15 protein-coding genes and 2 tRNA genes are annotated in these 13,264 nt (G+C 26.5%); 16 read left to right on the top strand and 1 reads right to left on the bottom strand.

From position 1 onward, the window contains the following. Nucleotides 1–157: 157 nt before the first annotated feature. From H0H67_RS03130 to H0H67_RS03060, 15 genes are all read left to right on the top strand, one after another. Nucleotides 158–1,426, top strand: coding sequence for a mechanosensitive ion channel family protein (locus H0H67_RS03130; RefSeq protein ID WP_185859316.1), 1,269 nt, complete (start codon nt 158–160; stop codon nt 1,424–1,426). 1 nt (nt 1,427) lies between these two features. Then, on the top strand, nt 1,428–2,153 hold the full coding sequence (locus tag H0H67_RS03125; protein WP_185859315.1) for a pyridoxine 5'-phosphate synthase: 726 nt from the start codon (nt 1,428–1,430) through the stop codon (nt 2,151–2,153). A 6-nt stretch (nt 2,154–2,159) separates the two neighbouring features. Beyond that, nucleotides 2,160–2,930 carry an alpha/beta fold hydrolase gene (locus H0H67_RS03120; RefSeq protein ID WP_185859314.1) on the top strand — a complete coding sequence of 257 codons (771 nt, stop codon included), beginning with the start codon at nt 2,160–2,162 and terminating at the stop codon, nt 2,928–2,930. Nucleotides 2,931–3,004: 74 nt separating this feature from the next. Then, entirely contained in the window at nt 3,005–5,284 is a 2,280-nt protein-coding gene (locus H0H67_RS03115) for an aconitate hydratase (protein ID WP_185859313.1), read from the top strand. Next, nucleotides 5,281–5,502 carry a membrane protein insertion efficiency factor YidD gene (gene yidD / locus H0H67_RS03110; protein WP_185859312.1) on the top strand — a complete coding sequence of 74 codons (222 nt, stop codon included), beginning with the start codon at nt 5,281–5,283 and terminating at the stop codon, nt 5,500–5,502. The genes H0H67_RS03115 and yidD overlap by 4 nt, the downstream gene beginning before the upstream one ends. 5 nt (nt 5,503–5,507) lie before the next feature. Next, nucleotides 5,508–6,398: a prolipoprotein diacylglyceryl transferase gene (gene lgt, locus H0H67_RS03105; RefSeq protein WP_238784572.1), complete on the top strand. Its 891-nt coding sequence runs from the start codon at nt 5,508–5,510 to the stop codon at nt 6,396–6,398. After that, complete coding sequence (locus H0H67_RS03100) at nt 6,385–6,918, top strand: DUF192 domain-containing protein (protein WP_185859311.1); 534 nt, start codon at nt 6,385–6,387, stop codon at nt 6,916–6,918. Before lgt ends, H0H67_RS03100 begins: the two co-directional genes overlap by 14 nt. Nucleotides 6,919–6,961: 43 nt before the next feature. Next, complete coding sequence (locus H0H67_RS03095; protein ID WP_185859628.1) at nt 6,962–7,291, top strand: HesB/IscA family protein; 330 nt, start codon at nt 6,962–6,964, stop codon at nt 7,289–7,291. Between the two features lie 6 nt (nt 7,292–7,297). After that, nucleotides 7,298–8,743, top strand: coding sequence for a Fe-S cluster assembly protein SufB (gene sufB / locus H0H67_RS03090; RefSeq protein WP_185859310.1), 1,446 nt, complete (start codon nt 7,298–7,300; stop codon nt 8,741–8,743). A 14-nt stretch (nt 8,744–8,757) separates the two neighbouring features. Beyond that, complete coding sequence (gene sufC, locus H0H67_RS03085) at nt 8,758–9,519, top strand: Fe-S cluster assembly ATPase SufC (RefSeq protein WP_185859309.1); 762 nt, start codon at nt 8,758–8,760, stop codon at nt 9,517–9,519. Continuing rightward, complete coding sequence (sufD, locus tag H0H67_RS03080; RefSeq protein ID WP_317168101.1) at nt 9,491–10,840, top strand: Fe-S cluster assembly protein SufD; 1,350 nt, start codon at nt 9,491–9,493, stop codon at nt 10,838–10,840. Before sufC ends, sufD begins: the two co-directional genes overlap by 29 nt. Nucleotide 10,841: 1 nt before the next feature. Beyond that, a complete protein-coding gene (locus H0H67_RS03075) occupies nt 10,842–12,080 on the top strand; it encodes an aminotransferase class V-fold PLP-dependent enzyme (protein ID WP_185859308.1) in 1,239 nt (412 codons plus the stop codon). 7 nt (nt 12,081–12,087) lie between these two features. Continuing rightward, a complete protein-coding gene (gene rplU, locus H0H67_RS03070) occupies nt 12,088–12,414 on the top strand; it encodes a 50S ribosomal protein L21 (protein ID WP_185859307.1) in 327 nt (108 codons plus the stop codon). Nucleotides 12,415–12,420: 6 nt separating this feature from the next. Further along, nucleotides 12,421–12,684, top strand: coding sequence for a 50S ribosomal protein L27 (gene rpmA / locus H0H67_RS03065; protein ID WP_185859306.1), 264 nt, complete (start codon nt 12,421–12,423; stop codon nt 12,682–12,684). After that, a tRNA-Arg gene (locus H0H67_RS03060) sits at nt 12,684–12,758 on the top strand. Before rpmA ends, H0H67_RS03060 begins: the two co-directional genes overlap by 1 nt. Nucleotides 12,759–12,773: 15 nt before the next feature. Here H0H67_RS03060 and H0H67_RS03055 read toward each other — a convergent pair. Then, nucleotides 12,774–12,847, bottom strand: a tRNA-Ile gene (locus H0H67_RS03055). 101 nt (nt 12,848–12,948) lie between these two features. On the opposite strand from H0H67_RS03055, the gene H0H67_RS03050 reads away from it, so the two are divergent. Continuing rightward, nucleotides 12,949–13,260 carry a ribosome-binding factor A gene (locus tag H0H67_RS03050; protein ID WP_185859305.1) on the top strand — a complete coding sequence of 104 codons (312 nt, stop codon included), beginning with the start codon at nt 12,949–12,951 and terminating at the stop codon, nt 13,258–13,260. Nucleotides 13,261–13,264 lie beyond the last annotated feature (4 nt).

The following is a 13,264-nucleotide window of genomic DNA, read 5'->3' as shown; positions in this document are numbered from 1 at the left end:
AAATTTAAAATTTAAAAATTGAATCAAAATTTTTATCTTTCACAATAAATAAATTCAATATCTATTATATTATTCAATCTAGCAAAACATAAGAAATAAAAATAAAATTTTTGAAAAAAACTTATAAGATCATAAAAATAGAAGAAGAATTTAGTTTATGTGTTATAAAACTGAAAAAATATTAGCAAAAATTTTTCAAATTCAAGAAATTTATGAGTTTCCTCATAATTTAGATTTGAAAAAATGGGGGACTATAACTCTTATTGTAATTGGTAAAATTTTATTTTTTACTGTATTATTAATAATTCTAAAATTTATTTTCAATAGAGGTGTCCGTTTTATAGGAAGAAGAATTGTGTCCTCTACTCATTTTGTTTGGGATAATATTTTATATGAAAATAAAGTTTTTGATAGTTTATCCCATTTTTTTCCTTTGTCTATTGGGTTTCTATTAATTGAACCTTTTTTTAGAAGTTATCATACAATTGTCATTTATTTGGAAAAAACATTCGATATTTTATTTGTTTTAATCGTTTTACAATTTTTAATTAGAGTTGTAAATTCCATCATGAGAATAGCTACAAGTGAAAATAATCATCAAACCATAGCAGTCCGCTCTTTTTCACAATTGCTAAAAATTATATCCATCATATTTTGCGTTTTAGTTATCATTGCTATTCTTACAAAAAATGATTTAATCACTGTACTTACCAGTTTAGGTGCCATAACAGCTATTGTTATATTAGTTTTTAGAGACACTATTCTTGGATTTGTTTCTGGTGTACAAATGGCATCTACTAAAATGATAAAGGTCGGTGATTGGATAGGAATACCAAAATATAGTATAGAAGGAACGGTTATAGAAATCAATTTAACTTCTGCAAAAATAGAAAATTTTGACAAAACTATAACCAGTATCCCCACTTATGATTTAATTTCTACTGCTGTAACTAATTTTGAAGTTATGCGTCAAAAGAACATACGTAGAATCAAAAGGTCTATTTTATTTAATATACAATCTTTTCATTTTTGTAACTCAGATAAATTAAAAAAATTTCAACATGTTTACTTAATTAAAAATTATATTCAAAAAAAACAAAAAGAAATAAATATTTTCAACAAAGAAAAAAATGTTGATATTCGCATAGATCTTAATGGAAGAAGGTTAACAAACATTGGTCTATTTCGTCAATATGCATTGGAATATTTGCATCAACATCCACGAATATCACAATCAGAAACCCTTATGGTAAGACACTTAGAGCCGACTCCTTATGGCCTTCCTGTTGAATTATATTGTTTTACAAACACATCTGAATCCATTAAATATGAACAAATACAAGCCAGTGTTTTTGATCATTTGCTAACAGCTGCTAGAGAATTTAATTTAGAAGTAACACAAGTCACTAAGAAAGAATTTTTTTAAAATGGTTAAGTTAAGTGTTAATTTAAATAAAATAGGGACATTAAGAAATGCAAGAGGTGGAAATATTCCCAATCTTTTGCAGATAGCAATAGATGTCCAAAAATTCGGATGTCAAGGAATAACTATTCATCCACGTCCTGATGAAAGACATATTACATATCAGGATGTTTACGATATTAATTCTGTGATAAAAACGGAATTAAATATTGAAGGAAGACCTACTGAAAAATTCATGGAACTCGTATTGAATGTTAAACCTGATCAAGTAACCTTAGTACCTGATCAAGATAATGCAATTACTTCAAATTCAGGATGGGACACGATTTACTATTGTAAATTTTTAACTCAAAAAATAAAAATATTAAAAAATCATGGAATTCGAACTTCTATATTCCTAGATCCAGATCCTAAATTGGTTATATATGCGGCTAAAACAGGAGCGGATCGAATAGAATTGTATACTGGAAATTTTTCTGTAGGATATGCTAAAAAAGAATGGAATTGTATCAATCCATATATTGAAACAGCGAAAGAGGCTATTAATAACCATATGCTTGTCAACGCTGGACATGATTTAAATTTAGATAATATTTCTTTTTTAATTAGTAAAATCCCGAATCTAGCAGAAGTATCTATAGGACATGCTTTAATTAGCGAATCTTTATACATGGGCTTAGAAAACACAATTCAAAGTTATTTAAAAAGAATTCATAAAGAAACATTATAGAATTATATGATATTACATTCTAAAATATTGGGATCTGGTTATCCTATCCTAGTTTTTCATGGATTATTTGGAAATGGAGAAAATTGGAATTCTTTTGCTAAAAAATTTGACAAAAATTATCAAATCCATTTAATAGATATTCGAAATCATGGAAAGAGTTTTTTTTCAGAAAAAATGGATTATGATGTAATATCAAAAGATATATTGAATTATATATCCCATTACAAGTTAGATCATCCTATATTGTTAGGACATTCTATGGGAGGTAGAGCTGTGATGAAATTCTCTATCAAGTATCCTTTTCTTCCAAAAAAAATAATCATTGTAGACATCAGTCCTAACGTTTATATAAATGCAGATCAAGAAAATTTAATTCATGTCTTAAAAAAAGTTAATTTTGATACCATAGAAACAAGGAAAGATCTTGATGATTTTTTGAAACCATGGATTCCTGATATAAAAATGAGATTGTTTTTTTCTAAATGTACTCATAGACAAAAAAACGGTAAACTTGGGTTTCATTTTTTTTTGTTTGGAATTGAAAAAAATTATGATTGTTTGATTCGTCAGAAAATAGAAAACGGATCATATAATGGCCCTTCACTTTTTTTGCGTGGAGAAAATTCAGATTATCTTTTACCCAAAGATTATGATTCTATTTTAAATTTATTTCCAAAAGCAGAAATTATAACCATAAAAAAATCGAAACATTGGATTCATGTAGACAATCCACTAGATTTTTGTAAAAAAATAAATATTTTTTTACAAAAAACATAGTTTATCTAGATATTGTCTTAACTTGCATAAGTTACACAATTTTTGAAAATTACAATTCACCTAAAAATAATTTTATGGTTTTTGATCTTGATAGGATTCGAAATTTTTATTCGAATTTTCAATTTCGAATTGAAAGGATTCGAAATATAATAGATCATCCTTTGACTTATTCAGAGAAAATTTTATATTCTCATTTATTAGATATAAAAGAAATAGATTCTAAATCAAAAAATTTTAGAAATCAACGTTACATGAATTTCTTACCGGATCGTCTTGCTATGCAAGACGCAACTGCTCAAATGACGTTACTTCAGTTTATGCAAACACAAAAATGTAAGACATTTTTGCCTACTACTATTCATTGTGACCATCTGATATATGCAAAAAGTGGATCAAAGATAGATTTAGTAAATGCTATAAAAGAAAATGAAGAAATTTATAACTTCTTAAAATCAGCATCACACAAATATGGAATAGATTTTTGGGGGCCTGGATCAGGTATTATTCATCAAATTGTTTTAGAAAATTATGCTTTTCCTGGAGGGATGATTATAGGAACTGATTCTCATACTCCTAATGCTGGAGGTTTAGGAATGTTAGCAATAGGAGTCGGAGGGTCTGATGCTGCTGAGGTTATGTCTGGTTATTTTTTAGAATTAAAATTTCCTAAAATAATTGGAGTTCATTTAAAAGGAAAGATGAATGGTTGGACTTCTCCCAAAGATATAATATTAAAATTGTCTGGAATGATTGGAGTTTCAGGAGCTACAAATCATATTATTGAATATTTTGGAAAAGGGACTGATCATATTTCTTGTGTAGGAAAAGCGACAATATGTAATATGGGAGCAGAAATAGGAGCTACTGCTTCTTTATTTCCTTATGATATTAGAATGAAAAGTTATTTGGATAAAAATGGAAGAGAAAAAGTTTCTACCATGACTGAAAGAATGAAAGATTTTTTGAAAGCAGACATAGAAGTTTATCGTTATCCATGTAATTATTATGATCAAGTAATAGAAATAGATCTAAATGTTTTAGAACCATACATAAATGGTCCTTTTACCCCTGACAAAGCGACTCCTATTTCTAAAATGAAAGAAGAAGCGGTAAAAAATAATTGGCCAACCAAGATAGAGGTAGGATTAATTGGTTCATGTGCAAATTCTTCTTTTGAAGATTTATCAAAAGCAATATCCATTGTTCAACAAGCAAAAGATAAAAAATTAAAGATTTCTTCTGAATATTTAGTAACACCAGGATCAAAGAAAGTTTACTCTTTGATGAAAGAAAAAGGATTTGTTTCTGATTTTCAATATATTGGAGCAAAAATATTTTCTAATGCTTGTGGCCCTTGCATTGGCCAATGGTTTAGGAAAAGTGGTAAGAAAAATTTGAAAAATACGATTATTCACTCTTTTAATAGAAATTTTTCATCTCGTAATGATGGGAATCCAAATACATATGCTTTTATTGCTTCTCCGGAAATTGTTACTGCTTTGGTTTTCTCTGGTGATTTAACTTTTGATCCTAGAAAGGATACATTAAAAAATGAGATAGATGAATATGTTAAGTTTGAAGAACCTAAAGCAATGGAACTTCCTAGAAGAAATTTTAAAATAGAAGAATTAGGATATGAATTTTCTTCAGTAGATAAAAATAAGTTATCTGTGATGATCAAAAAAAATTCAAAAAGATTACAAATCTTATCTCCATTTCCAGCATGGAATGGAGATCATTTGCTTAATGTAAGACTTTTAATGAAAATTGAAGGAAAATGTACTACAGATCATATTTCAATGGCTGGGCCTTGGCTAAAATATAGAGGTCATCTAGAAAAAATTTCTGAAAATTTATTAATAGGGGCGGTTAATGCTTTTAATCATAAAAGAAACAAAATAAAAAATGTTATAACAGGAAGTTATGGAAAGGTTCCTGATATAGCAAAATTTTACAAATCAAAAAATATACAAACTTTGATTGTAGGAGAGGAAAATTATGGAGAAGGTTCTTCAAGAGAACATGCAGCAATGCAACCTCGTTTTTTAGGAGTTTGTGTTGTTCTTGTTAAATCCTTTTCGAGAATACATGAAACTAATTTAAAAAAACAAGGAGTTTTAGCTCTAACTTTTATAAATCCTTCTGATTATCAAAAAATTCAAGAAGAAGATATTTTTCATTTTTATATAAAAGATATTATTCCAAAAAAAAATATAGATGTAGAATTAATTCATTGTAATGGAGATAAAGAAAAGATCGTAGTAAAACATTCTTATAATGAAAGGCAAATTCAATGGTTTAAAGCTGGTTCTTCTTTAAATTTCATTAAAAAAAATCAAATTTTTATTGCATGAAAATTATAAAAAATTTTTTTATAAAGAGTATTCAATTATACCAAATAGGTATATCTCCATGGATAGGAAATAACTGCAGATATATTCCCACTTGTTCAGATTATATGATTCAGTCTCTAAAAAAATGGAACATTTTTAAAGCTATTTTCATGGGTATTAAAAGAATTATTAAATGTAATCCTTGGGTGGATTCAGGTTTTGATCCTCCTAAGATTTAATTTTTATGAAAATGTTAGAATATATTAATTGGGATCCTATTTATAAATTTTCTTTATGGAAAGGTTTTTCTATTCACATTTATAGTCTAATGTTTATCATTTCTTTTTTGTTAGGATGGTATATTATGAAGTTTATTTATAAGAATGAAAATATAAATAAAAAATATTTGGATCCTTTGTTAATATACACTTTCCTTGGAACCATTATTGGAGCAAGGTTAGGACAAGTTTTATTTTATGATTTTTCATACTTTTCGGATCATTGGATAGAAGCATTACTTCCTATCAGAGAAAACAATCGTCACTCTTTATTAGGTTTGATAAAAGGTTATGAATTTATTGGTTATAGAGGGTTATCTAGTCATGGGGCAACTATAGGCATTATTTTATCAAGTTTTTTTTATAGTAAAAAAATACTTAAAAAATCTTTTATTTGGATCTGTGATAGATTATGCATAACAGCAGCTATATCAGCTTTTTTTATTAGAATAGGAAATTTTTTTAATTCTGAAATAGTGGGAAAACCATGTAATACAAAATTGCCTTGGGCAGTGAAGTTCGTACAAATGGATACAGAATATGGAGAAATAGTTCCTAGACATCCTGCACAAATATATGAATCGATTAGTTATCTATTTATTTTTTTATTTCTATGGCATTTATATAAAAATAAAAGAAAAAAGATTTATGATGGATTTTTATCTGGTATTTTTTTCACTTTTCTTTGGTCTGCACGTTTTCTATTAGAATTTTTAAAAGAACCACAAGGAGAGGAAATTTTTGATTTTTTATATTTAAACACAGGGCAATGGCTAAGCATTCCTTGTATTATTTTTGGATTATTTCTTCTTAAATCAAGAATAAAAAATATTTTTTTTCATAATGAAAAAAATTAATGTTTTTTTTACACTGATAGTGGTTTTATCATTTTTTTTTCTTTCTTCTGAAAGAAGTGATTATGATTTTTTTTTAGATCCAAATATGGGTGTAGGAGATCTATTGGAAATAGAATTTGTTAAACATGGAGAATTATATATGAAAAATAAAAATTCTATTATCAAAAAAATAGATATAGAATTAGCAGATAGAGATACAGAAAAAAGGAATGGATTAAAATATAGATCTTTTTTGAAAAAAAATAGAGGAATGTTGTTTTTGTTAAATAATCAAGAAGAATATAAGAAGATCGATATGAAAAATATGAGAATTCCTTTAGATATTATTTATATAAATCAATTTGATACTATTATTTTTGTGAATAAGGATGTTAGTCCTATGAGAGAACTTGAAATAGTTGATTTTCCTTCGACAATAAAATATATTTTAGAAATTAATTCTGGAATGTCAGAAAAATGGGGAATAAAAGAAGGAATCACAAAAATCGTTTTTTTTTTAAATGAAAATAATGAAAATTGATTATATATCTTTGTCTTTAACTTTAAAAAAAATTAAAAATATTATGGTTTTTATATCTGAAAAAGCTAAAAATAAATTAATTTCTCTGATGAAAGAGGAAGGGGTTTCTCATAATGTTTCTTTCGTAAGGTTTGGTGTTAAAAGTGGAGGATGTTCAGGAATGTCATATGAACTGACTTTTGATCAAAAAAAACAAAAAGGAGACAGACTTTTTCAGCATCAAGAAATGAAGATATTGATAGATCAAAATAGTGTCCCTTATTTGGAAGGAACAACGTTGGAGTATTCAGATGGATTAAATGGAAAAGGATTTTATTTTAAAAACCCTAACGCAAAACATACTTGTGGATGTGGAAAAAGTTTTTCATCATAAATCATAATGAAAGAAAACAATAAAATACTAAAAAATTTTACTGAATCTGAGTATAAATATGGGTTTTATACTCCAATAGAATCAGATAAAATTCCAATAGGATTAAATGAGGATATTATTCGTCTAATAGCAGAAAAAAAAAATGAACCAACATGGATGTTAGAATGGAGATTAGAATCCTATCATATATGGAAAAAAATGAAACCTCCAAAATGGGCAAATATAAAATACAATGTTCCAAAATTTCAAGAAATAAGTTATTACTCCGCTCCTAAAAAAAAAATAAACTTAAATAAGTTAGAAGAAGTAGATCCAGAGTTAATAAATACATTTGAAAAATTAGGAGTTCCTATAGAAGAAAGAAAAGGACTTTATGGAGTAGCTACAGATATAGTATTAGATTCTGTTTCTTTAGCCACTACATTTCAGAAAAAATTGAAAGATAAAGGAATTATATTTTGTTCTATCAATGATGCTTTAAAAAAATATCCAGAGATTGTTAGAAAATATTTAGGTTCAGTAGTTTCAAAAAAGGATAATTTTTTTGCAGCTCTTAATTCAGCTGTTTTTTCAGATGGTTCTTTTTGTTATATCCCAAAAGGAATTCGTTGTCCTATGGAATTATCAACATATTTTCGCATTAACGAAAATGGAACAGGTCAATTTGAAAGAACTTTGATTATTGCAGATCAAGATTCTTATGTGAGTTATTTAGAAGGATGCACTTCCCCACAAAGAATGGAAAATCAATTACATGCAGCTGTAGTAGAGATTATAGCTTTGGACAATTCTGAAGTCAAATATTCTACAGTTCAAAATTGGTTTCCAGGAAATAAAAAAGGAGAAGGAGGTGTTTTCAATTTTGTGACAAAACGTGGATTATGTGAAAAAAAAGCAAAAATATCTTGGATACAAGTAGAAACAGGTTCCTCTATCACTTGGAAATATCCATCCTGTATTCTAAAAGGAGATTTTTCTATGGGTAAATTTTATTCTTTAGCCTTAATTAAAGATTTTCAACAAGCAGATACGGGAACCAAAATGATACATATCGGGAAAAATACAAAAAGTGTAATTATATCAAAAGGGATATCTGCAGGAAAAGCACAGAATAATTATAGAGGATTGGTGAAAATAACTTCTAAAGCCATTCATTCACGTAATTTTTCTCAATGTGATTCTTTATTAATAGGAGATCAATGTGGAGCGCATACTTTTCCATACATTAATGTATATAATAATTCTACTTCTCAAGTAGAACATGAAGCAACTACCTCAAGAATAGGAGAAGAACAAATTTTTTATTGCAATCAAAGAGGAATTGATACGGAAAAAGCGATTTCTTTAATCGTTCATGGTTTTAGCAGTGAAATTTTAAAAAAATTGCCTATGGAATTTGCAGTAGAAGCTCAAAAACTTTTAGAAATATCTTTGGAGGGATCTGTTGGGTAACGTTCAAATAAATTATGTTAAATATAAAAAATTTACATGTATCTATAGAAGAGAAAAAAGTTCTGAAAGGAATTAATTTGGAAATTAATTCAGGAGAAACTCATGTAATAATGGGGCCTAATGGTTCTGGAAAGAGTACTCTTGCTTCTGTAATAGCCGGAAAAAAAGAGTATAAAATAACTGAAGGGAATATTTATTTTTTTGATAAAAATTTGATAAATTTCTCTCCAGAAGAACGTGCACATTTAGGAATTTTTCTTTCTTTTCAACATCCAATAGAAATCCCAGGAATTTCAGTTATTAATTTTATTAAAACAGCTATAAATTCTATACGAAAAGCAAGAAATCTGAATAAAATATCTGCTAAAGAAATATTATTGAAAATAAAAGATACATCTTCTAGATTGAATATTGAAAAAGATTTTGTTTATCGTTTCCTGAATGAAGGATTTTCAGGAGGAGAAAAAAAACGTAATGAAATATTTCAAATGATCATGTTAGATCCTTTATTATCAATTTTAGATGAGGTAGATTCAGGCTTAGATATAGATGCTTTACGTATAGTTTCTCAGGGAATTAATACTTTTCGAAATAAAAAAAATTCTGTTTTAATTATTACTCATTATAAGAGATTATTAGATCATATTCTTTCAGATTATATTGTACATATTTTATATAATGGTAAAATTATTCAATCAGGAGATAAAAAATTATCTGAAAGACTAGAAAAAGAGGGATATGACTGGATTGTCAAAAAAAAAGATTGTTCGTTATAATTTTAATTCAATGCAGTTAAAAGAAAAAATAATTTTATTAATTGATAAATATTTTTCCAAAAAAGAAGAAAATTCTTATATTTCCTTTCTACAAAAAAAACACATTGATTTTTTTAAAAAAAAAGGATTTTCCTCTTTTACTGGAAATGAAGAGTGGAAAAATATAGATATTAATCCAATTATAAATCAGGATTATCATGTTTTTCTTGGAAAAAAAGAAGTAAAACATTCAGAATACCAAAAAATTAAAAAATTAATTTTTTTGAAAAGAGAAAAATCTTTTCTTTTGATTTTTATAGATGGAAAATACAATTCTTCTCTTTCTAGACTCTATGGATTGAAAAATCATGTTATATTATCAAATATAGCTTCGCAAGAAGAAAATCAAATTAAAAATTATTATGGAAAATTGTCTTATCAATATAATGTTTTCTATACTTTAAATACTCTTTTTTCAAAAGATGGAGTATATATTTATATACCTGATAATGTTTTCTTAGAAAAACCTATAGAAATATTGCATATTTCTACTGGGTTAGAATCCAAAAAAATTCTTTTGAATACTAGAAATTTAATTATAGTAGGAAAACATTCTTCTGTTAAAGTGATTGAACATCATAAATGTTTAAAAAAACATTTAATTTTTATAAATTCAGTCAGTGAAGTTTATGCTTCAAATCATAGTCAAATTGATTATTATAAGATACAAGACAATTTTAGTGAAACATCTATAATAGATAATACATTTTTAAAACAAAAAAAGTATAGCAAATGTTCCGTTTACACTTTTTCTTTTCAAGGAAATTTTATTAGAAATAATTTGAAATTTTATTCCAGTGGAGAAAAAACTTATTCTTATTTATATGGAATTTCTCTTTTATCAGAAAAACAACTTGTAGATAATCATACTTTGATAGATCATTTATATTCCAATTCTTGTAGTTATCAATTATACAAGAATATTTTATTTGATAAATCTAAGGGAATTTTTAATGGGAAAATAATCGTTAATGAACGGATTAAAGGGATAAATGCTTTTCAAAGAAATAGCAATATTCTTCTTTCTGATGAGGCGTCTATGTATACTAAACCTCAATTAGAAATCTATTCTGAAGATGTGAAATGTTCACATGGTTGCACAGTAGGAAATATTCAAGAAAAAGAGTTGTTTTATCTTCAATCAAGAGGAATTTCTGAAAAAAATGGAAAAATGTTATTGTTATTCTCTTTTTTGGAAGAGATATTAAACCTTATTCATATTTTTGAATTGAAAAAATTTGTATATCAAAAAATGAATAAAAAATTCAATCAACACTTATAATATGTTTTCAGAAAAAGAAATACAGAAAATAAGAAATCAATTTCCAATTTTAAAAGAAAAAGTTTATTCAAATCCTTTGATTTATATAGATAATGCGGCTACTACTCAAAAACCTTTACAGGTTATTCAAGCCTCTCAAAATTATTATTCTATAATGAATGCTAATGTTCATCGTGGATTGCATTATCTTAGTCAAAAAGCTACAATACAAGTAGAAAATACAAGAAAAAAGATTCAGAAATTTATTCATGCAAAATATTCTTCAGAAATTATTTTTACAAAAGGGACTACCGAATCTATTAATTTAGTAGCTGATAGTATCAGTTATTTGATAGGAAAAGGAGACGAAATTATTATTTCGTGTTCTGAACATCATTCAAATATTGTTCCATGGCAAATTCTTTGTGAAAAAAAAGGTGCTGTTTTAAAAATAATCCCCATTTATGAAAATGGTTTTTTCAAATTAAAAGATTTTGAATTTCTAATTTCAAAAAAAACAAAAATAGTATCTGTTAGTCATATATCTAATGTTTTAGGAATAATTAATCCTATAAAATATATTATTGATAAATCTCATGAATATGGCGCGTTAGTTTTGATTGATGGAGCTCAAGTTCCTTCTAATTTAGATTTGGATATGCAAGATTTAAATACAGATTTTTATGTTTTTTCTGCACATAAAATGTATGGACCTACTGGAATTGGAATATTATATGGTAAAAAAAAAATATTGGAAACCATTCCTCCTTATCAATTTGGGGGAGAAATGATTAAAAATGTGAGTTTTGAAAAAACAACTTATTCAGATTTACCTTTTAAATTTGAAGCAGGAACTCCAAATATAGAAGGAATAGTTGTATGGGGTTCTGCTATAGATTTTGTGGAAAAAATTGGGATATCAAATATACAATCTTATAAAAAAAAACTTTTGTCATATGCGATCCAACGTTTAAGTTCCATAGATGGAATTCAATTTTATGGAGAATTTAAAGATTTTTCTAAAAAATCCAGTATTATTTCTTTTAATTTAAATAAATTACATTGTTTTGATGTAGGAAGTGTTTTAGATCGTTTAGGAATTTCTGTTCGTACAGGACATTTGTGTGCACAGCCATTAATGAATTTTTTTAAAGTTTCAGGGATGATTCGTGCTAGTTTTTCTGTGTATAACACTTTTAAAGAAATAGATTGTTTATTTGAAGGTCTTTTAAAAGCAAAGAAATTATTATTAAAGTATTAAAAATTTTATGAATTACGCTATTGTAAATGTACAAGGGAAGCAATTCAAACTTATTGAAAATAAATATGTTTATGTTCCTCATATTTCTTCTATGAATTTGGGAGATAGAATATTTTTAAACCAAGTTTTTTTCTTTTCTAAAAAAGGAATCCACTTTTTTGGAGATCCTTTTTTAGAAAATATAAGTGTTCAAGTAGAAATCTTACAACATATAAAAGGAAGTAAAATTATTATTTTCAAAAAAAAGAGAAGAAAAGGATATAAAGTAAAAAATGGATTTAGACCTATCTTTTCAAAAATTAAAGTAATTTCTTTTTTAGAAAAAAAACAATAATTAAAAATGGCTCATAAAAAAGGTTCAGGAAGTTCTAGAAATGGAAGAGATTCAATTGGAAGAAGATTAGGGGTTAAAATATATGGAAATCAATACGCTAATTCCGGAAACATAATAGTTCGACAACGTGGAACTAAACATCATCCTGGAAGAAATGTAGGAATAGGAAAAGATCACTCTTTATATGCTATAAAAAGTGGATATGTTTATTTTAAGAAAATAAAAAAAAATAGATCAGTTGTTTCTGTTCTATCAAGCAAAAAAAATTAGACTGGGTAGTTCAAATAGGATAGAACAACAGTTTCCTAAACTGTAAGTTGTGGGTTCGAATCCCTCCCCGGTTACAAAAAGTACCGAAATGGTCCCAGCTGGATTTGAACCAGCGACTCCCTGATTATGAGTCAGGTGCTCTAACCAACTGAGCTATGGGACCTGTGAAATAACGAGATTATTGCAATTTTACAATATTATTTTTCCTATTACAAATTTTTTGTAATTTTTTTTCATCTCATCTATAATTTCAGTAAAAATCTTATGAAAGAAATGAGTCTCATTAAAAATGAAAAATTGTCTTCAATATTTTCTATAGAAATAGCAGAAATTCTGAATGAAGAAATTCAAAATGAAAATAACGAAAAATTTTTGGTTACTTTGATTAAAGTATGCATAACTCACGATATGAATTTAATAAAAGTCTATATCAGCATTTATCCTTCTTTAAATAAGAAAATTTTAGAAATTATACGTTCTAGATCTAGATTTTATAGAAAATTACTTTCTAAAAGACTTAGATATCGTGTGAAAAAAATACCGAAATTAGATTTTCGTGTTTCAATAAAAGATTAAGTTT

This window comes from Blattabacterium cuenoti (genome assembly GCF_014251575.1).
GTDB lineage: Bacteria > Bacteroidota > Bacteroidia > Flavobacteriales > Blattabacteriaceae > Blattabacterium > Blattabacterium cuenoti_N.
This window is presented reverse-complemented; position numbering and strand designations above follow the sequence as displayed.